The organism is Duganella violaceipulchra, from assembly GCF_019166075.1.
Classification (GTDB): Bacteria; Pseudomonadota; Gammaproteobacteria; order Burkholderiales; family Burkholderiaceae_D; genus Rugamonas; species Rugamonas violaceipulchra.
The window spans coordinates 15,297-34,779 of sequence record NZ_JAHTGR010000033.1 but is presented as its reverse complement, the minus strand read 5'-3'; the positions used below and the strand labels follow the sequence as shown (position 1 = coordinate 34,779).

The 19,483-nt window shown below is 54.7% G+C and carries 16 protein-coding genes and 3 pseudogenes; 1 reads left to right on the top strand and 18 read right to left on the bottom strand.

Translation table 11 applies throughout. The annotated features are described in order from the left end of the window. Positions 1–163 precede the first annotated feature (163 nt). The 3 genes and pseudogenes from KVP70_RS31685 to KVP70_RS31680 all read right to left on the bottom strand — a co-directional run bounded on the left by KVP70_RS31685 (position 164) and on the right by KVP70_RS31680 (position 1,915). Positions 164–451 (bottom strand): H-NS histone family protein, encoded by a 288-nt coding sequence (locus KVP70_RS31685; RefSeq protein ID WP_217946363.1) that lies wholly within the window; start codon positions 449–451, stop codon positions 164–166. Positions 452–609: 158 nt separating this feature from the next. Beyond that, positions 610–775: pseudogene (locus tag KVP70_RS34540) on the bottom strand (OsmC family protein); the annotation flags it as partial. A gap of 60 nt (positions 776–835) precedes the next feature. After that, the gene (locus KVP70_RS31680; protein ID WP_217946362.1) at positions 836–1,915 is read right to left on the bottom strand and encodes a hypothetical protein; all 1,080 of its coding nucleotides are present in this window, start codon (positions 1,913–1,915) and stop codon (positions 836–838) included. Between the two features lie 156 nt (positions 1,916–2,071). On the opposite strand from KVP70_RS31680, the gene KVP70_RS35465 reads away from it, so the two are divergent. Further along, complete coding sequence (locus KVP70_RS35465; RefSeq protein ID WP_217946361.1) at positions 2,072–2,227, top strand: YgaP family membrane protein; 156 nt, start codon at positions 2,072–2,074, stop codon at positions 2,225–2,227. A gap of 676 nt (positions 2,228–2,903) precedes the next feature. On the opposite strand, the pseudogene KVP70_RS31670 reads toward KVP70_RS35465, so the two are convergent. From KVP70_RS31670 to KVP70_RS31605, 15 genes and pseudogenes are all read right to left on the bottom strand, one after another. Continuing rightward, positions 2,904–3,904: pseudogene (locus KVP70_RS31670) on the bottom strand (IS110 family RNA-guided transposase); the annotation flags it as partial. A 456-nt stretch (positions 3,905–4,360) separates the two neighbouring features. Then, the gene (locus tag KVP70_RS31665; protein WP_217946360.1) at positions 4,361–4,780 is read right to left on the bottom strand and encodes a hemerythrin domain-containing protein; all 420 of its coding nucleotides are present in this window, start codon (positions 4,778–4,780) and stop codon (positions 4,361–4,363) included. A gap of 48 nt (positions 4,781–4,828) precedes the next feature. Continuing rightward, positions 4,829–5,323: a TlpA family protein disulfide reductase gene (locus KVP70_RS31660; protein WP_217946358.1), complete on the bottom strand. Its 495-nt coding sequence runs from the start codon at positions 5,321–5,323 to the stop codon at positions 4,829–4,831. Positions 5,324–5,337: 14 nt separating this feature from the next. Then, the gene (locus KVP70_RS31655) at positions 5,338–6,594 is read right to left on the bottom strand and encodes a sialidase family protein (RefSeq protein ID WP_217946357.1); all 1,257 of its coding nucleotides are present in this window, start codon (positions 6,592–6,594) and stop codon (positions 5,338–5,340) included. A 12-nt stretch (positions 6,595–6,606) separates the two neighbouring features. Next, entirely contained in the window at positions 6,607–8,940 is a 2,334-nt protein-coding gene (locus KVP70_RS31650; protein WP_229225227.1) for a TonB-dependent receptor, read from the bottom strand. Between the two features lie 111 nt (positions 8,941–9,051). After that, positions 9,052–9,423 (bottom strand): DUF2946 family protein, encoded by a 372-nt coding sequence (locus tag KVP70_RS35460; protein ID WP_369698900.1) that lies wholly within the window; start codon positions 9,421–9,423, stop codon positions 9,052–9,054. A 118-nt stretch (positions 9,424–9,541) separates the two neighbouring features. Then, the gene (locus KVP70_RS35455; RefSeq protein WP_217946355.1) at positions 9,542–9,823 is read right to left on the bottom strand and encodes a DUF2818 family protein; all 282 of its coding nucleotides are present in this window, start codon (positions 9,821–9,823) and stop codon (positions 9,542–9,544) included. An 8-nt stretch (positions 9,824–9,831) separates the two neighbouring features. Further along, entirely contained in the window at positions 9,832–10,839 is a 1,008-nt protein-coding gene (gene ccsB / locus KVP70_RS31635) for a c-type cytochrome biogenesis protein CcsB (protein WP_229225226.1), read from the bottom strand. A 155-nt stretch (positions 10,840–10,994) separates the two neighbouring features. Then, the gene (locus KVP70_RS31630) at positions 10,995–12,929 is read right to left on the bottom strand and encodes a cytochrome c biogenesis protein ResB (RefSeq protein ID WP_217946353.1); all 1,935 of its coding nucleotides are present in this window, start codon (positions 12,927–12,929) and stop codon (positions 10,995–10,997) included. Continuing rightward, positions 12,926–16,027 (bottom strand): efflux RND transporter permease subunit, encoded by a 3,102-nt coding sequence (locus KVP70_RS31625; protein WP_217946352.1) that lies wholly within the window; start codon positions 16,025–16,027, stop codon positions 12,926–12,928. Before KVP70_RS31625 ends, KVP70_RS31630 begins: the two co-directional genes overlap by 4 nt. Then, on the bottom strand, positions 16,024–17,121 hold the full coding sequence (locus tag KVP70_RS31620) for an efflux RND transporter periplasmic adaptor subunit (protein ID WP_217946351.1): 1,098 nt from the start codon (positions 17,119–17,121) through the stop codon (positions 16,024–16,026). The genes KVP70_RS31625 and KVP70_RS31620 overlap by 4 nt, the downstream gene beginning before the upstream one ends. A 45-nt stretch (positions 17,122–17,166) precedes the next feature. Beyond that, positions 17,167–17,253: pseudogene (locus KVP70_RS35450) on the bottom strand (heavy metal-binding domain-containing protein); the annotation flags it as partial. Between the two features lie 193 nt (positions 17,254–17,446). Beyond that, on the bottom strand, positions 17,447–18,370 hold the full coding sequence (locus KVP70_RS31615) for a multicopper oxidase domain-containing protein (protein WP_217946349.1): 924 nt from the start codon (positions 18,368–18,370) through the stop codon (positions 17,447–17,449). Between the two features lie 30 nt (positions 18,371–18,400). Beyond that, positions 18,401–18,778, bottom strand: a complete 378-nt coding sequence (locus KVP70_RS31610) for a c-type cytochrome (protein WP_229225225.1) — start codon at positions 18,776–18,778, stop codon at positions 18,401–18,403. Further along, positions 18,778–19,470, bottom strand: coding sequence for a c-type cytochrome (locus KVP70_RS31605; RefSeq protein WP_217946348.1), 693 nt, complete (start codon positions 19,468–19,470; stop codon positions 18,778–18,780). The genes KVP70_RS31610 and KVP70_RS31605 overlap by 1 nt, the downstream gene beginning before the upstream one ends. Positions 19,471–19,483 lie beyond the last annotated feature (13 nt).

The window sequence follows — 19,483 nt, the reverse complement described above, 5'->3', positions numbered from 1 at the left end:
TGCAGGCCCAGCGCGGTGGTGAACAGGGTTTCGACGCCAATACTCATCGGGGACTCGTGAACTCAGAAAGTGGATGTAACCGACATGTTACCCGATGTCAAATTCCACACGGAACGGCATTGAGCCCCATAAAGCCGGCATTCAGTGTCGCTAGGGGAACCTCTTATTTGATCAGGAACTGTTCCTTGTCTTTGCCAGCGAGCCAAAGCGGCGCGCGGCCACGGCCGGTCCATTCGGAGCCAGATGCTGGGTCGCGATATTTTGCGGGAACCGCAGCACGAGGCGCGCCGCTCTTCTTGCCGGCGCCTGGCAGGTCATTGATCGTCAGGCCGTAGGTATCCATCAGTTCCTTGATTTTCGCTTTGGCCCCAGCGACTTCACCCCGGCGCGCAGCTTCAGCCTGTTCTTGAAGTGCTGCAATTTGTGCTTGGTAATCGGCGTATGTCGACATCTGATGATACGATAACGGAGCTCTACGACCGTCCTCTGTGTTTGACTGAGAATCTGAGAGAACTATATGTACCAAGCCCGCAAACCATTACGAAATCGTTTAGCAAGATTAAACCTCGAGAGCGGCCTGTTCGCAATTTGGGAGGTCTATTGCTACTTGGCGTGGGCTGCGCCGATCAGCTCTTCAGGGTTGGGTGCCGGGACGTCCCTCGAAACGGCTGGCGAAGCCATATGGATGTGCTGATAGCGCGCCGCTCTCGGTGGAGATGCTGCCGTTGCCATCTTTGATGCCGCCTTTCCAGGTTGCTGAGCCGGTCCGGTTGATTTGTATGTTGAATCTCCCTGGAGGTAGGTTCACGGCAATAGCTTAAACGCGGGGCGATTTTTAGTTACCAATTTGTAGTCCAGTCATGCCGAGCATGATAATCGCGGCGATGACAGCTCCGATGATTATCCCGAGCTTCGAGCTGAAGTTAGCTCGCTTGGGTGGCATGCCGTGAGCAATACAGACCACGCGCGCGGCGAGAACCAAATGAGTAATAATGAGAAAAACCCCGAGGTAATAGTGAGGTACTAATCGAATATTCCAGGGGTCGTGCAGCAAGCCGGTAGGGGCTCCCGTCGCAAAATCCCAGTCCGTCTTTATCCCTGCAAATCTGCGCGCATAAATGAATACAGAGTTCATGTGGGCAAGAATAAAAAATGCAAGATACCCACCAGATGCCAATTGCAGGGTTTTGTAAAAATCTGCCGGTCGATGACTGTTTGTTCGCAGCAGCACCAGCCCAGAAAGGACTTGAAATAGAAAAAGAAGTACAACGAAAGGCTCAATAGCTCGTGATCGATATATTACTCGGAAGATATCCATCAAGTGGCGATGTTCTGCCTCACTTACAGCTCCCGCTAAATGGTTGGTCAGATGCATTGTTAAGAAGAGAACTAGGATTACCACTGCGCTTATACCGTGCGCTACACGAAGTCTTGGCGATGAAAAGTTCTTGGCATTTGGAAAAGTAATCACGACCGAGGTTCGCGAGTTACGCGCGGTGATCAATGCGATGACCGATGCCATAGCCCAGAACATAACCCACAAAGTTATTTCGGAGACAGCTTGGCCCCCCATATATGTTAAAACCCCGTCAGCAGTGAACATTGGAGGGGTGGCGATAGCTAGCCAAGCGATGCTTTTTAGACGAACTGTTGAAACGATTGGATGCGCTGCTTTACCTAGATTCCAAGCGACAAAAAAAGCAAGAATCGGCACAGACATTGCCATGGCTAGCATAAGTGTTGCCAGAGACACTTCCGTGTCTACGAGCAGGCTAAAGCCTTTGAGGAAGAAAGGGTAAAAAAGAGCAGCGATAGGCGGGGCTGCATGCCACCACGTTATTGAAGCGTCGCTTGCCATTTTTGATTTCGAGAAACTGAAATGCACAGGTGCCTCTGTACTGTGATAAAAGCTCATAATAGTCTGCTGCGGTGCTTCCGCAGGGTGCCAATTGTTGGGAAAGTAAAGGGACCAATCGTCGCCCTGCCCACCTGCAGCCGCGCCACGCCACGCCACGCCAGACCCAGCCGACCCATGTCTTGAGTTTTTATTCGTGACATAGGTTGCCTAGGCTTGGCCGTTGCATTGGCCCTATTTTTTATCCGGACTGATGTATGGCGTTGGCTTGGGCTCATGTCTCCAGTCATGTTGGCGACTGCACACCTGTCTTGGTGCACCATCTACCGAGCGCTGGGTATTCGCACAAAGCAGGGTGACAACAAGGAGTGACGCATGAGCCGCCTGGGGGTTATCACTAGGATCTCGCTTTGGGACATGGACATCCGAGTAGCATTGGTCAATGCCACTCCATTCCCGGGCATAGCCCCAATGTAGATAGGCATCGCTAACTACAATCGGAAAATACAGGAAACAAAGATACATGTATAATGAATCTTATTTGCTGGTCGTGATAACAACCCGGAGAAGCTATGACTCATTACTCAACCGATACGAGGCTCCTAACCTGGGCTTCTACTCCTTGGAATCGCCGTCGTCTGGTCCAAGTCTCGCCAGTTGTGCGTCCAGTTCTTCGTGCCCGCTCGCCGGGTATATTGAGTCGTTTAATCCATTGGATAGGTGTCCGCAGGCATTCAGCAATCAGTTTGTTCAAGGGGCGAAGCCTTAAGTGGCGTAATCGCAGCGAGGACCTGGACGTGAGCACGGGGGGAGAGGCTAGCCAAGGGCTCAAGGGAGGTGCTCACAGATCTAACGGCGGGTGTAGCATGTGTTGCGGCGCTCACTTTGAAATCGGAGCGATCTCTATTGGACAAGAATGCCTGTGAATGCTATGTCGCCATGCGATCCTGAGCTATTAAAATTGCGTATGCGCGAACGTGAGCGGTGGGGATACGATTAGCGGGTCCGTCAAGTCCTGCTGGAAAGGGGAGTGTCCCTATTTCCTTCGTCAAGCAGTTGTGAGCGGCGTGGAACAATAAAGTGCTCCATCTCGCATCATGGCGTACATGGCGTACATGACGTCGCAGCGGCGCTTGGCGAGAGCGATCAGCGCTTGGTTGTGCCGTTTTCCTTGGCCGATCTTGTGCGCATATTAAGCTCGCGAGACAGGGGCTCGCAGTGCCGCACAGGCCGACAGGAACAATGCTCGCTTGAGCACCTTGTTCCCGCCTCGCGATGGATGTTCGCCTCGAATCGAGGAGCAGGATCGACGGGTAATAGGCGCCAGCCCGGCATAAGCTGCGAGGGCGGGGAGGCCGAGGTGAAGGCTTTGGCGGCGACCTCTGTAAGGAGTCGGGCAGCGGTCCTGACGCCGACTCCTGGCATGCTGGTCAGGACCAAATAAAGAGGGGGCGCTTGCACCAGTCATTCAACTTCCTGGGCGACGTCATCACGTTGACCACGTAGTGCCGCGAGCTGGTGCGTCAGGCGCGGCAAGACAATCGTGGCTGCGTTCGTTCCTGGCACAATCACCGTCTGCTCAGAAAGGGCCAGGCAAATCTCATGGGCCAAGCCTTTCCCCATTCTCGGTGCGAGCTTGCTGAGTTTATTCACCAGGCTCTTCTCGCTGGCGGCGGCAGTGCTGGCCGGTGATGGGGGCCGCTGTAGTAAGTCCAGCACGGCCGGGTGATCAAGTCGAGGGCCAAGCACACGCTCCTGGGCTGGATAGATTTGTGTCAAAAAGTCCGCGAATACGGTTGCTTGTTTGTATAATTTGGACGGCTGGATCATCGTCAAAGCCGCACAGCATGGTCAGTTCCGCCAACTATCATCGAGACGAGGTGAACGCAGTGCATGTGGCATTGAGCGTGCCGCGTCGGCGATGATGGCGGCATCTCGTGCATCGGTCTTGGCTTCGCCAGCGTGCAGATCCGCAATTCGACGCATGGCACGGCCGAGAAGATATGCCACCAGGATGCCCTCCGCTCTGGCGACCGTCACTGGCCTTGCCAACATCAATGCTAATAAAGACGTCTACAGTATCGTAATGTTCAATCGCGTCCATGCGACCTCCCGCTACAAGAAGTTCTAATGGCCAACGACTTACGGCAGCAGGTCTCGGCATCCAGGTTACGGATGGCCACAGGATTTTCTCTGGACCAAGTCCCCATCAGCGATCACCAGCCAGCCACCAAGTTCGGTGACAACACCCCCGGGATCATGGACGATTGGGGGCAGCAATCATGCCGAACTTGGCTGGCCAAAACCCTGAGGATCAAGGTCTGTATATAATAACGGGGCGTCCGAGAGAATCGGAATACTCTGCCAAATCGGACTCCAATCATGGGCTAAAGTTTCATGCAGGTGCTTGGGTAGCCATCACCTGAGGCTTTCTCTCCGCCCGAGGTTTTCATAGACGGCGGACGAAATCATGCTTCATGGCAGAGTATTCAGATAATCACGCATTTATGGAAGGGCGTCTGCTACCGGGTAGAGCTGAGTGTTTTCCATATGAATGCGCTTCGATAACGCGTTAAAGATCCCCTTCGTTTGTTCGGTGAACACGTTCGCGGCGCCGCTAATCGACGCACTGCTTGTCCATGCCCTCATATGATTATCGAAGGCGAGCGCAAGATCGCCCATTTCATCGGAGTAGCGTTGCGCGAGTGCGCGCGCAACAGAGTCGTCGCTGCGCAACATCGATGGATAAAGACTTTTATCTTCCATGGCCAAATGAAGTTCCACTAACCCGTGCATCTTGCTGAGCCGGCGACGGATTCGGGTAGCATCTTCCTCCGAAACAACTGGGTCTAATTGCTGGTTGATCTCTCGAGCAATCGACAATATCTCCACATGTTGCTTTCTAAAATTATCTGTACGTGCCATTCTTTTTCCTTTGGCTGAATTAGATTTGTCGTTTTTTTCAATTCTCGATTAGTGCACGCGGGCTGAGTCACCTCCAATTTTTAATCTAGTTTCGAGGATGGTAGTTGGCGTAAGTAAGCCAGAATGCACGAATACCATCCTTCCGTTGGCGTCATACCAATAACTGCGCGGAAGCTCACCGTGCCATTTCGGATCAATTTGATACCGAAGCTGTTCCGCCGGTTCATCACCGAAGGCCCAATTGATCGCACGCGCTCCCAAGTGTGATGTCGCGGTGCCGATTGCGTCCGCATTCTTCGGATCGTCAGCTGACTCGATAGCAAGCGTAACGACGTCGAAGTCAGGCCCGCCCTTTGTAGCAGCGAGGTTTTTCATGCTTGCGTGGCAGTAGGTACAGTCCAGCGACCAGACCACGAGAACGAAGGGGCGGCCAGCTTCGCTAGCGATTATCCGAGCCATACCATCCGATTCGAAAGCACCGATGTTTGGCGCCGCAATTGCACCAGCGCACAGTGTGATTACTGCTGGGAGGCCGACCATCATCAGAAGTCTGCGAATCATGAGCAGCCCCCTGGCAGTCTGACTACGAAAGCGTCTTTGAGCTCGGTACGCCATACCAGAAATATGCGGCGTCCTTTGGTGGCAAGTCGTGGCTGATCGGATGCGCCCGTTGTGGACGCCAAGACACACGTCTTCCAGGTTAGTCCCGCATCTTGCGAGCTCATCCCATTAACATGCGTTGTGACGCCGTCAAATTCCTTCCAGACGACTTCGACCTGGGATTCACTAACTGCAACGTCTGCATAGCCTGCTTGGTCGGTGCCCAAGCGCATCGGCACACCGAGGTTCCCGTCACGATTCTGGCTAGCGTAGTAAAGTCCGCCGTTGTCGGTCCCACCGGAATACCAAGTTTGATGACGGCGGCCGTCTGGACCGAAGGCGAGCGAGGGGCCTTGGTGTGGGCACGCGTCAATTGCCCAGTTATCGAAACTGGCTCGTTCGAGTTGACCAAGCTTGCCATCTTGCGTCAACTCGACAATTGCGTGATCTCGGATATTCGGTGCGAAGATATGGCGCCACAACAGGGCAGGGCGCCCCCGTTGATTGACCGCTATGGAGCTACGGCAGCACTCGCAGGTGTGATCGGAAATTTTGTAGTCGCCACTGAAGCTCCTGCCACCGTCCTTTGACACCGCATAGTACTGAGCGGCGCCAGGGTATGCCGCCCCACTGTCCTTTGCGTCTTGTTGGTCACGCTTGTCTACCCAAGTTACGTAGATAATTCCTTCGGAATCGACCTCCGTCGATGCAAAGCCGTGCGTGATGACCTGCTTATCGCGGTGTACCGTCAAAGGAGCACTAAAATGGGCTCCGCCGTCATCTGAACGTATGAAGCGCACTTCGGACGTGTAGGGCTTCTCTAAAGGTCGACTGTACGTAACGTAGATCTCGTCGTGCCAACCGAAGTTAACACGGGGGCGCTCATCTCCGCTTGCAACAACTGGCTCGGAGCTGATGCGTGATTTGCTTCCCCAGGTTTTTCCATCGTCGGCTGACTTCTGGAGTACAAGATACCCGCCGAGATCGGAGCTGTCTCGACCTACCATCCACAGAACGCCATGACTATCGAAAGCGGCGGAACTGCCGAGCTGAGCCCTCATTTTGTGGCTTGTTGGGTGGGCCACCGGCGCTGTGTCAGTTCCTTCGCCATGGACGTGTTCCTGCTCCCCCGCTTGCGAGCCGGCAGCCATGACCAGCAACGCGGTAAAGACAACCGCCAGGGACGAATGCCCGTAAGTATTAGAGTTAGTCATCCGCGTTCCTTCTTATCGCATATCAAACTGAAGCTCAGCAATAAAGGTACGCTGGGTGTAGGGATGGAACGCCCAGTACTTTTTATTGCCGATGTTATCTATGCCTATGGAGGCGCTCCACTGTTTATCGAAGTGATACCGCAGTCGTGCATCGGTAACGAAGTAGCTCGATACGCCGGTGTAGTTTGAGCCGTTCGGATCGGAGTTATCCAAGGTTCCCCATTGCTTGCCACTGTAACGGGCACCTAGGCTGACCGACCAGACATCGGTCGGGTGGTAGCTGGCCAGCAGCGTTGCACGTTGCTTCGGCACACGTGGCTGCTCCTTACCCAAACTGGCCGGGAAGTTCGGGTTGTCGATGATGGTTGAATCGGTATAGGTAGCACTGGCGTTTAATTCCAGGCCCGTCCACAGGACGTCATCGGCTTGCGCGGCCAGCTCTAGGCCCTTTGTGCGGATGAGGCCTACGTTCTGGATGTTGGTAACATTAGGAGTGACATTGACATTGCGCTGCGAGTACAACGCATCGTGCGTGGTTTCATGGAAGTATGTCGCCCTCAGCAAGCCTTTTTCGAGTTTGCGCTCGGCGGTCAGTTCGGTGGTCACAGAGCGTTCTGGTTTCAGGTTCGGGTCGTTGTTCATCAACGTATCGCCGATGATCGCGCCTTGGAAGAGTTCAGACACGGTCGGATAGCGTACCGCACGGCCGGCCGAAGCCTTGACCGTCCAGTTATCGTCCAGTTCGTGGGACAGCGCGAATTTCGGCGAGAAGCTCGTTTCGCTACGTTCGGCAAATTTCTTGGCCGATGTACTGCTACCCAGGCTGCCGTTATAGGCTTCCCAGCGCTCAAGGCGCCCGCCGATCGTTGTCTTCCAGTCTTGAGCGAAGCGCCACGTATCCTGTGCATAAACGCTCTCTAACCGGGTATCGCCATTGAAGCTCGATACCTTCGTACCGGCGGTAGCGGAGGTCCACTCGCCAGTGTTGGACACCAGCGTGCGCAGGCGGAAGCTGTCCCGCTGCACGCCGAAGTCGACGATATGGCTATTGTCCGCATACGGGCGCCAAATCCCTTTAGCCGCGAGCGTACTCCAGCCGCTGCCACTCGCGTCGGTCAGCGTTCCGACCTTCGCTCCCGGAGAAGATAAGAAAACGGTCGGCGTGCGAACTTCGTCCTTCTTATAGTCGTAGTTACTGACCGCAAGTTCCCAGTCCCACTCGCCTTTGGTATGACTCTTGAGCGAAAGGCCCTGCATCCAATGTTCTAGCTCACCGGTAGCTGGCGCAAAGTCCGCTGGCGTCAGGGTGAACGTGCGGCCTGCAACATTGATGGCGCCACTGGTGACCGAATTGCCTGCACTGTCGCGCAGGTACGAGTTGACATGGCGGTCCGCGTCGTTCTTCCACCAGCCCAAGGTGTAGTTGGCGCGCACGGTCGGCGTGATGTCGTAAGCGAGTTTGATTTTTGCATGGTCTTGAACGGTATGAGTCTGGTTGGTATCACCAAGAATCAACCAGTCTGCGTTCGACGGATTTTTGTCTGCCACGGCGCCAGCGACTGGAGTACCGCCTTTACCTGGCGTACCGGCACTAACCAATTTATTTGCAAATGTGATGGGCTGGCCATCGTTGTCCAGATGGCTCAGGCTGATCCACCAAGACAGGTTACCAGCCTTGTTGCCAACGGATAGACTGCCTTGGCGGCCCGCAAATCGCTCGTTTGTGCCATATTGTTTGAAGCCCTGGCTAAAACCAGACAGTCGCGCATGCGCTTCTAGCGAAGTTGGCATTCTGGTCAAGTAGTCCACTACCGCACCGGCGGAGTTACCTGGATAGGCGGCGGAAAAGGGGCCGTACAGTACGTCGACCCGTTCGATTTCGTCAGGCGTGACCATGCCCCAGCGGGGCGTGAAGGTGGCGCCGTTGCCGAGCAGGTTGGAGAGCAGTATGCCGTCCGCATAAACTAAGGACCGCGCGCTGTTGCCTGTGCCAGATGCGCGGCTAGCCAAGACGGCGTGGTCATAGTCGCCGATGTAGCGCTTGCGAACGTTCAGGCTAGGGAAGTACTTCAGCGCGTCCTCCGCATCAACGGCGTTAATGCTCCTTTCAATTTGAGCGGCGGTAATGCCCTCAATAGTGGTTGGGATTTGTGTAGGCAGCGATGTGGGCCGGCCAGCGCTGATAGTGACCATTGACATAGTCTGCGCAACACCTGCGTCGGCCTCTGCGTCCGCAGCATAAGCAGTGCGTGCGTGCAGCATGGCTGTGGTCATCGCCGAGAGTGTGAAAAGGGTTGCGAGGCCGCGTTGCAGATCGCAAAGTTTGGAGTGATTTTTCGAAGACATTGGAATTCCTTTGCATTCGGACGCGGCATCATTGGCCGAGAGTCCGAATCGTTTAGACGTGACTTCCCCTGAGTGCATAGCAATCGGTATTTTGGGGATGCAGTAAAGGTGTCAAACGAGCGAAGGTGGTCCTCGTGGGCTGGATTTGGTACTAAATATGCCCGGTGCGACACAGACCTTGCCAGGTGCGGGCAAAGTGTCATGCGAAGGAGGTAGAAGATTTGGTACGTAAAATGCTGTGAGGAGAGCAGTCGCAGCTGGATGACACACGCAGACTTTGCAGCAAGCGTGGCCTTTCATCATGCCGTCGCGTGGAGCCTGGTCCTGGTCCGACGCGTTTATGACATCCATCTCGGATCCCATTTGCATCGACAACATGGCGTGGCAAATCTCGAGTCCAGACGACGTTTTCACCTGGCCTTGGACCTGGGATAATACTTCCGGACTAAGCACGTTCGTGATGATCGCAAAGATCGCGATCATCAACGACAGTGTCCGATTTCGGAGTATTTTTCCCATAGCGAATTATAGATTTGCCAGCGTATTTATACAAGTAAAGTAAATACCTCTTTAACGACGAATCAGCACTTTCTTAAAAATTTCATTTCTGGAGCAGGTGGCGCCAAACGATGCCGGGGAAGGAAACTAAGGCAAATAAGGCAGACGTGATTGCCCACACTTCCCAACTCTTATTTACCATCTTTCCAGACGCGGCCTCCAGCATCAGCGACGCCGACATCCACAACGCGTAACCCGCTACCCAGCCTATAAAGTCATTCCATGCCGGGTGCCAGCGACGGACCGTGGCAAGTCGCAAGAAAGGCACGTTGGCCAAGATCAGTGCAAACGCTAGATTTAGAACTACTGCTTGAGTGATATCCACCGACCACCTCACAGACTACCGTACGAGTGCAAGCCGGACAGGAACATGTTCACGCCCAAGAAAGCAAACAGCGTGATAACGAAGCCTACCAGGGACCACCAAGCGAGGAGAGCGCCACGAACGTTCTTCACCAAGCGGGTGTGTAGCCACGCTGCGTAGTTTAGCCAGACTATTAGTGCCCAGGTTTCCTTCGGGTCCCAAGACCAGTAGCCGCCCCAAGCCTCTGCTGCCCACAGCGCTCCAAGGATGGTCGCGATCGTGAAAAATACAAAACCGAGCGCAATCGCTTTGTAGGAAAGTTCATCAAGCCACACACGGCTCGGAAGGCGACTAGCGAAGAACGGATGGTCGGCCAACAACCATGCCGCGCCGAACATCGCTGCCATAGAGAACGCGCCGTAGCCGATAAAGTTCGCAGGCACGTGAATTTTCATCCAATAAGACTTCAATGCCGGGATTAGCGGCTGAATCTCGTGTGCGCTCATACCGTACTTAAACATGAACACAACCGCTGCACTGACCAATACCATGGTGAACAGGCCTAACTGGCGGCTGCCGAAGTGCTGCTCTATATGTAGATAAAGCATAGTGGTAAGGAAGCTGAATAGCACGAACACTTCGTACAGGTTTGATACCGGTATATGGCCGATGTCCGGGCCCATCAGATATGACTCATACCAACGCGTCAACAATCCGACAAGTGCGAAAAGGCAACCACCCCATGCAGTGCGCGTGCCGAGAGTCATCCAGTAGTTGGATTTGCGGATCCAGCCCAACGCGTACAGCACGGTGGAGGCCCAGTAGCTCAGCCCCATCCACATAATGGCTGATTGGCTCGACAGAAAGTACTTGAGCAGGAAAACGTGCTCCGCCGCAGCCAACTGCTTTTTGTAGAGTGCAATCGCTGTGAGCGCAAGCACTGCAGCGCTGATGGAGAGCGGTTGGAGGGATGTCCACGCGACCGCCATACAGCCAAGACCGATTGCGCTAACCACGAGGATTGCGGTATCGAACATGTCCATTTGCGATGAGTACCGCAACAAGGCGAAGCAGGTGGCGCCAACTAGCGCGGCCACGAATATGCCGTGTCTAAGAAAGGCGTTCCGACGTTCAGGGTCGGTAAAAACAGAGTTTGAATACGCAAGCATCTTGGTTACCTCATAGGTGCCGGTTAGGGGATAGGTGAAACGTGAGAGCCGCACACCAATTGCGCAATCGCGTCGGTGTGCCGATCAAATTCAGCCTGCAGGGCAGGGGTGTAACGATTGGCGCTGAAAGCCAACAACAGGTTTTCGCCTTGGGTATGGAGCCAGATGCGGCGCTCTCGAACAAAGTACATTGCGATGACCCCCATAGCGAGAAGAGCCGCGCCTAGATAAACCAACGCCGCGCCAGGTGCATGAGTTACCTGTAATCCCGTTGCATTGACCTGTTCGAAGCTCTCGAAGATAAACAGTGCCGGAAGCTGCATTTCCAGAGTGTCGTTGTACGCATTCAGGGCATCGTGGACGAATCGTGGCGTCGTTTCGGTATCCAGTGCCAATAAGAGTGAAGCCGATCGCTCCAGCAGCTGCAGGTAGAGCTGCCCAATCTTGAGCTCTTGCTCGCTATCGCCATTTGTCTGCACCATGTCGACCAAGGCGCGATAGCCCTTGGAATAAAAGCCTGCCATCAATGCTTCGGATGTCTTTTCCAGGGTTGAAGCGAGACGCACATCGACCACTTTCGCGGTGACTTCTTTTGCGGCTCGGGCACGCGATTGTGGGTCGCCCATCGCGTTGATCAGGCGCGTGTAGGCTGCCAACGAGCCGTTCGCACTGGTAGGAATTCGCAGATAGCGCATGGCATCTTCTTGGGCGTGCCGACGTCCGATCAAACGATATTTGGCGCTATCGATTTCTACGGCGCGCTGATATACGAGCCAGTCGTCCGACTGGCCGAGCTTATCCCTGATCCGGAAGGCAACCGAGGGGCCGACATCGCGCGTCCGATCACCCGGTTTACCCCGAGAGTTCCAGTTTTTGTCCCGAACGTCATCTTTGTCAAACACATTGATTGCCCGTAACTCAGTGAACTCTAGGGTTGCAGGTTCCCCATCCATCAACAGAGGAGTTCCGTGGCCGACAGCACCGCTGACAGGTTGTTGTTGGGCCGAGCTGCCCTTAGATGGAAGCATGCCGAGCTTTACTTTGCTTCCGCCATCAGCGAATCCCGACTGAAACAGGGTCACGCCGCGATAGGTGTATGGATGATTGACTTGAAGCGTCGCCGGGACTACTTGTTCCCCGTCGATAATTTCGATGTCGCTCGCAAAGTCCTTCGGCTGCCCATTTGCATAGTGGTCTATTCGGAACTGCTTCAGCCTTACCGAAAATGGCAATTCTTGTTGCAGGTAGCCTTCGCCCATTTGAATCAGAGCTGTATGCGCCACCTCGCCTTGAGGGATAGTCATACTCGCGCGGTACGAGCCTTCTGTCGCGCCCAGTTTGCTTGCGGCAGGTACTTGGTCGGGGGCCAGGTCACGGGTCTCAACCTTTACGTCACCAGTCCAAAGTCGGAGTCTCAAGAATACGTTGCCGTCGATGAGTCCACCGACACAGATCAGTACCATTGCGCCATGAACGAGTAGGTACCCAAGGCGCCTAGCACTTCCAGTACGCGCAGCCAGCATGGATCCCCCGGCTATAAAGGTATGTTTGTACTTGAAGCCTTGCGACGTAAGATAGGATGCCAACCCAGCCTGCGGCGCCTTTTCAGTACCTAGATTAAATTCAACATGATGCTCAAGTCCGCGTAGGCTCGCTAAGCTTTTGTTCTCCCGATAGGCGCGCATATCGCGCACCATAGATGGGATATTCTGCCAAAGGCATAGGGCAGTGGACGACGCCATAAAGGCGAGCAGTACAAAGAACCACCACGCGTGATAGACATCGGTCAATCCACATAGTCTGAAGAACGTGGCCCAGAACTCGCCGTAGTGGCTCACATACACGACTGCAGGTTGGCTTTGTTCGAGGACAGACCCTGTGGTTGCGGCGACAGCCACTACGGTAAGGATCGCGATAGCGAACCGCATGGAGCGCAAGAGGTTTAAGAGCGCTTTCATGCCAATGCCTCCCGACTGACCGAGGCCGCGCTAGGACGAAGCGCAAGCCAATAGACTGCGGGAATAACAATGAGAGAGAACAGTGGCGCGGTGATCATGCCTCCAATAAGCGGCGCGGCGATTCGCTTCATTACATCGGCACCCGCGTCATCGGAGAGCATCACCGGGAGCAGCCCGCCCAGGATGACCGCGACAGTCATTGCCTTCGGACGCAGACGTAACAGAGCGCCTGTCAGAATCGCGGAGTAAGGATTGCCTGGTTGTTCCTCCAGCGCTTGATCCAAATAGAGCAACATCACAATGCCGAACTCGGTAGCGACGCCGGCCAGTGCAATCAAGCCGATTACCACAGCAACCGATAATTGATATCCAAGGAGATAGGTCAGCCAGATTCCGCCAATTACGGAGAAAGGAAGGCAAGCCAAAACGAGCACTACCTTACGCACATCACGGAAGTGCAGGAATAGCAGTGCCGAGACGAGCAGCAAAGTCATTACGATTGCACTCCACAGGCGAGCTTTTCCTTCCTTGAAGTTCATATATTGACCTTGCCAAGATAGGGTATAGCCCGGCTCTAAGACCAGGTGTTCATTCAGCAATTTCTGTGCTTGTTCCAAATAGCGACCCGCATCGGCATCAGAAAGGTCTACGAACACATATGCAACTGGGCGTGCGTTCTCGCTCTTAAGTTCTGTAGGGCCGTCTGCGATTGTCAGGCGCGCGACTTCACGAAGTGGAACTACCGAACCACCAGCACCTTTTAGGCGGATCTCTTCTAATGTCCCGAGACCGTCTCTGTCACCGCGCGGGAAGCGGAGCGTGACTGGATAACGCTCGCGGCCGTCGATAACAGTACTGATGCTTTCGCCGCCAACTGCCATTTGTATGGCGCGTTGGATGTCTGCAACCGAAAGACCATACCTGGCAGCGTCTTCGCGCAAGACTTCAACATCGATATAGCGTCCCGACTGGACTCGCTCGGCAAACACTGAGCGAGTTCCAGGAAGCATACGCAACATGGATTCGACTTGCTTAGCCTGGTTCTCGAGCGTAGCCACGTCGGGTCCACTGATCTTTACGCCCAATGCACTGCGGATACCCGTCGATAGCATGTCGATGCGCGTCTTGATCGGGAAGCCCCAGGAGTTGGTCAGTCCGGCGAGGCGCACGGTCTTGTCAAGCTTCGCGATAAGCTCCGCGTTATTCTTGCTTGAACCGATCGGCCATTCGGACTTCGGCTTGAGCATAATGGTCGTCTCCAGCATCGACAACGGTGCTGGATCGGTCGCGCTGTCAGACCTGCCGGCCTTGCCGAAAACACGTTCAACTTCCGGCATCGCCGCGATGATGGCATCAGTGCGCTGTAGTAGATTTGCGGCTTCGGCAGCGGATATAGCAGGAAGCGTCGTCGGCATATATAGCAAATCGCCTTCGTCCAGCGGTGGCATGAATTCGCTGCCGATGCGGCTAAAGGGAATCGCTGCTGTCGCCAGCAAGATAGTGGCCAGGACCAAAGTAGCCCTCGGGCGAGTTAGTGCAACGTTCAGTACCGGCCGATAGAGTCGTTTGAGGAAGCGATTGACTGGATTCGCGGACTCGGGCGGAAGCTCGCCATTGATCGCATAGCCCATTAGTACCGGCGTAAGGGTGATGGCCAGCATTGCTGCAGCTGCCATGGCATAGGTTTTAGTGTATGCCAGGGGCGCAAACAATCGAACTTCCTGTCCGCTCAGCGTGAACACTGGCAGGAATGAAATGGTAATGATGATGAGTGAGAAAAATAGCGCGGGACCAACTTCAGTAGCTGCCTTACGGACAACCACCCAGATATCGTGGGCTTCCTGTTTCTCGAGATGGCGATGCATGTTTTCAATCATGACGATGGCGGCATCGACCATCGCACCCACAGCGATAGCAATACCACCAAGCGACATGATGTTGGCTGACACACCTTGAACACGCATGATCCAGAGCGCTGCCAATATACCGAGGGGCAGCGTTACGATAGCGACCAAGGCAGAACGCACTCGGAACAGGAAAACGCCGCAAATTATGGCCACTACGATGGATTCTTCGAGTAGCTTGTCACGCAGTGTATGTACTACGCGTTCAATCAGGCTAGAACGGTCATAAGTCGTAACGATCTCAACGCCTGGCGGTAAGCCTTTCTTCAGCTGTTCCAGGCGTTCTTTCACGCCAGCGATTGTGGTCATCGCGTTCTCACCGTGACGCATAACGATGATCCCGCCGGTTACATCACCCGCGCCGTTGAGATCAGCGATGCCTCGACGTTGCTGTGGACCGGTAGTGACACTGGCTAGCTGCTTTAAGCGGAGAACGCCGGCGTCGGTCTGAACAGGGATATTGTCGAAGTCGGACGGGTTTTTTAAATAGCCGTTGGAGCGCAGCAGGTATTCGGCGCGGGCCATTTCGATGGGGGCGCCGCCACCTGCTTGGTTTGCATCCTTCACGGCTTGCGAGAGCTGTTCCATGGTCACGCCGTGTGCGGCCAAGCGGGCAGGGTCTGCCTCCACCTGGAATTGGCGACCCAGCCCGCCCAGCGTCGCAACTTCTGCCACGCCGGGGACAGATTGCAGTTCCAGCTTGAGGTAGAAGTCTTGTAATGCGCGCAGGCGGGCCGGGGAGGTCTTGCCCGATTTGTCGACAAGTGCGTACTCAAATACCCAGCCTACGCCGGACGCATCAGGTCCCAGTGTTGGCGCTACGCCGGCGGGCAACTTGCCAGTCGACTGGCTGAGGCTCTCCAAAATACGCGAGCGTGCCCAATAAAGGTCGGTCCCGTCTTTGAAGATCACATAAACATAAGATTCGCCGAACATTGAAAATCCGCGAACGGCCTTCGTGCCCGGAACTGAAAGCAGCGACGCGGCCAACGGGTACGTAAGCTGGTCTTCTACCAGCTGCGGCGATTGGCCCGGCAGGTCGGTCTTGACGATAACTTGCACATCGGACAGGTCGGGAAGGGCGTCGAGTTTGAGTCGAAACAAGGATTCGATGCCGCCTATGAGAAGCAATAGGCACAAAGCAAGCACAATCAAACGATTGCGTACCGACCAGTCGATGATGCGGGCTATCATGGCTTCATCCCCGTCATCGAGTGATCATGCCTGGTCATAGGCATCGGTGCCGCGTCCATTTGCTTAGCAGGCGTATTGTTGTCCAGGCGTGCTTGTAGTGTCTGCATCGACGCAGCACCATCCAACAGGAACTGGCCATTCACAGCGACCTGGTCGCCTTGTTTAAGACCAGACTGGACAGCTACCAGCTCACTACTCTCAACACCAAGCTGAACGCGTGCGCTGCGGAAGTGCTCATTTGCTTCAGCGATGACAACGAAGTCGCCATGGCCAGTGCGAATCACGGCATCACGAGGAATAGTCAGGCTTCGCTTGGAATTGGACTGGATGTCCACATCTGCGAACGCGCCTGGGCGAAACGCACCACGTGGGTTATTCAGAGACAGACGCAGCTTTGCGGTGCGCGTGGCCGGATCAATTTGTAAGGTACTTGTGTTTACTTTTCCGGTCTGGATGATGGTCTTATCAATCCCCGAGCGGAATACCATATTGTCACCGTTACGCACCCATTCGAGTTGATCTGGGAACAGCGCTACCTCGGCCCAAACCACGCTGTAGTCAGCATATGCGAGGATTTGCTGCATCGGGTTGACGTAATTTCCCTCGTGCATACCCAGTACGGTCACGACGCCATCATGCGCGGCGCGGACAGGTATGACGTCGATAACGCGACGGCTTTTTTCTAGTTGGTCGATCAGATCGGCACTCATATCGGCAGAGAGCAAGCGCTCCCGCGCCCGGAATTTTTCTTTGGATAAACTGCCAACCATTGCGCTATTGGAGCTCACAATGGCCATGCTGTCGCCCAGCAAGCCGTCCTTGCGCACGAGTAGATCAATGTATTCGCGCTGACGCTGCTGAAGTTCGGGCGAGTAAATCTCGTAAAGGACTTGGCCACGACGTACTGGCTGGCCTACGCCTTGTACGTTTACACGCCGAAGAAATCCTTCAACTTTTGGGTTGACGGAGACCGTGGTGCTTTCGTCGGCACTGATGGTAGCGAAGGCGTGTATAGAGCGGCTGATTTCAGACACGCTGGCGGTGGCCATCTGAACACCCATACGTTTTTGGGTGGCGGCATCGACGTGAAGCATGTCCGAGTGCTTGACCGTTTCACCGCTATTGGTCCGCACTAGCGCCATGTTGCAGATTGGGCAGTTACCTGGATGGTCCTGAAGCACTTGGGGATGCATTGAACACGTGTACTGGGCCTGCGAAGTGTCCATCTTTGGGACCGATGTGCCTGACGCTGTCGGCTTTGCTGGTGCGGCCGCGCCGCGACCAAGCCCGTATCCAACAAGAGACGCAGCGGCGACCGTTAGGCCTATACCGGCCAAGAACTTTCTTCGTGTAGTACCCATGATTTCACACTCATCTTTTGTTGATTGAATGGCGGGCCGAAGCCCGCCATGTGCCTAATTAGCGCACCAGGATATTCTCGCCGCGACCCATTTTCGGATCAGCGTCTTTGGTGAACTGCAGAATTGCGATAGCGCCGCTGAGTGCTTGACGCATCGAGTGGGTTACCAGTGCATTCGCGCCTTCGACTGGCGAGATGATGTCGAACGAAGATGCATCGCCAGGACCTACGACGTAGGATTGCAGACCGTGTAGTACGTTCTTTGGATTGCCGCTTGGGTACACGCGGTCCCAGATACCAGCAATAGCGTGGAAGGAAGCGAATTCGTTCACGCCAGCGTTAATGAAGTACACACGAACGCGCTCACCAGGTTTGGCCTGCAGCATGCGGGTAGCTGCTGGATCGTGAACTGGGTCGTACTTGAAGACACCGCCGTTGAACATCACGTTGGTCCACTTGTTAGCCATCATTGCCGCAGGATCGTCCGGGTTGGCGTACAGTTCGGACTGAATCAGAACGTATTCACGGTCAGCCTTAGGCATTGCGGACTTGTCCTTTGGATCGACGATGATGGCACCGTACATACCGCGTGCGATGTGCTGGATCATCGGATCAGCACCGCAGTGGTAGTAGAAGATTCCTGGGTAATCGGCACGGAAGGTGTAGCTGCCCTTTTCGCCTGGCTTGACCTGCTCGAAGTCCTTGACGACGTCGACGCGCGCCGCGTGGAAGTCCATCGAGTGAGAGTTTTTGCTGGACTTGTCGTTTGTCAGGGTGAACTCAACAACATCGCCTTCTTCAACGTGCACCACAGGACCTGGAACCATACCTTCGTATGTCCAGGAGCGGTACATGGTGCCCTTGTTGTCGATTTGGGTTTCGACTTCTTTGGCGGTCATGTTGATCTTGACGGTCTTAGCCTGTACGGCTGCCGAGCTCAGCAGCGCCAGTGCGACTGCAATGCCCATGCTTACTTTTTTCATGTTTTTCCCTAATGTTAGATTGTTCAGTTTTTACTTCGGGGTCGTTTTGCTTACGACTCGCAAGTAGGTGACTAGCTCTTTTACTTCATCGTCGTTCAGTACTCCTTCCCATTTAGGCATTAAAATCGATTTACCTACCGCCAGACCGCCGCCCTTGATTGCCTTGAATAGCGTTTCGTCAGGCGTGTCGCCCATCGCTTTGGTATCCGTGTGGTCGCGTGGTTTCACAGCCATCGATGCACTGTTAATGCCGTTGCCATCACGATTGATGCCGTGGCACTGGACGCAGTAGGTGTTGTAAAGCTTTACAGCGTGCGCAGATTCTTCTGCCCTCGCCGCATCAAATGAGCAGAGTGCGATGCCCGCTGCTATCAGTGCGTAGAAGTGGTTTTTGGTCAGCAGGCGCATTATTTTTTCTCCGATTTCAAGGTGCCGATGTAGCCGGTCAGCTTTTGAATGTCGGCGTCGGTCAAGCCCAGCGTTGGCATCCACGTATGCGCATCGAACTTCTGAGGGTTGTTAATGTACGCATGAACGAAGTCCGGTTGCAGTCGGTCGCCGCCGGTGTACAGCTCAGGCCCTGACGTTGGTGCACCACTGGCTTTTGCGGTGTGGCAGGAGGTGCAGCCGCGCAGTTTGGAGAACAGCATCGACGCCATCGAACTCGGCGGCTCATTCTTGAAGGCGCCTGCAGTCACCAAACCATCACCTTTAAGTACCATTAACAAATCTGCGGCAGTCGCAGCATCGGCTGCAGAGAGCTTTGGGTGTGCTGGAACTTGAGCCGGGTCGATGGTATCGACCGAACGATCAGCGCCAGCCTTTACAGTCTTCGCGTACATCACGCCACCACCACGAATGGTGGTCGGGTTTTGCAACCAGCTGACCAGCCAAGGCTTGTTGAACTTAGAGCCGGCGTAGTACAAATCCGGTCCTTTCCGGTCCCATAGGCGTTCAAGCGAAACCTTTTCAGGTTTCGTAACCGCATGGCAGGCAACGCACTGCTGGCTCAGCAGATCGGCAGCCTGCGCCTCTATGCCTACGGCCATGCTGATGGTTGCAAGCCCCATCAGTGCGCCGATCAGAATCTTCAATCGCATTTTCAACTCCTAC

Excerpts from the sequence above, each read along its gene's own strand:
- KVP70_RS31610 (WP_229225225.1), bottom strand. The coding sequence starts at position 18,778 with ATGCGCCTGCTGACCAAAAACCACTTCTACGCACTGATAGCAGCGGGC.
- KVP70_RS31655 (WP_217946357.1), bottom strand. The coding sequence starts at position 6,594 with ATGACTAACTCTAATACTTACGGGCATTCGTCCCTGGCGGTTGTCTTT.
- KVP70_RS35460 (WP_369698900.1), bottom strand. The coding sequence starts at position 9,423 with ATGATCGCGATCTTTGCGATCATCACGAACGTGCTTAGTCCGGAAGTA.
- KVP70_RS31650 (WP_229225227.1), bottom strand. The coding sequence starts at position 8,940 with ATGTCTTCGAAAAATCACTCCAAACTTTGCGATCTGCAACGCGGCCTC.
- KVP70_RS31605 (WP_217946348.1), bottom strand. The coding sequence starts at position 19,470 with ATGCGATTGAAGATTCTGATCGGCGCACTGATGGGGCTTGCAACCATC.
- KVP70_RS31630 (WP_217946353.1), bottom strand. The coding sequence starts at position 12,929 with ATGAAAGCGCTCTTAAACCTCTTGCGCTCCATGCGGTTCGCTATCGCG.
- KVP70_RS31620 (WP_217946351.1), bottom strand. The coding sequence starts at position 17,121 with ATGCTTCACGTCGATGCCGCCACCCAAAAACGTATGGGTGTTCAGATG.
- KVP70_RS31665 (WP_217946360.1), bottom strand. The coding sequence starts at position 4,780 with ATGGCACGTACAGATAATTTTAGAAAGCAACATGTGGAGATATTGTCG.
- ccsB (WP_229225226.1), bottom strand. The coding sequence starts at position 10,839 with ATGTTCGATACCGCAATCCTCGTGGTTAGCGCAATCGGTCTTGGCTGT.
- KVP70_RS31625 (WP_217946352.1), bottom strand. The coding sequence starts at position 16,027 with ATGATAGCCCGCATCATCGACTGGTCGGTACGCAATCGTTTGATTGTG.
- KVP70_RS31685 (WP_217946363.1), bottom strand. The coding sequence starts at position 451 with ATGTCGACATACGCCGATTACCAAGCACAAATTGCAGCACTTCAAGAA.
- KVP70_RS31660 (WP_217946358.1), bottom strand. The coding sequence starts at position 5,323 with ATGATGGTCGGCCTCCCAGCAGTAATCACACTGTGCGCTGGTGCAATT.
- KVP70_RS31680 (WP_217946362.1), bottom strand. The coding sequence starts at position 1,915 with ATGAGCTTTTATCACAGTACAGAGGCACCTGTGCATTTCAGTTTCTCG.
- KVP70_RS31615 (WP_217946349.1), bottom strand. The coding sequence starts at position 18,370 with ATGAAAAAAGTAAGCATGGGCATTGCAGTCGCACTGGCGCTGCTGAGC.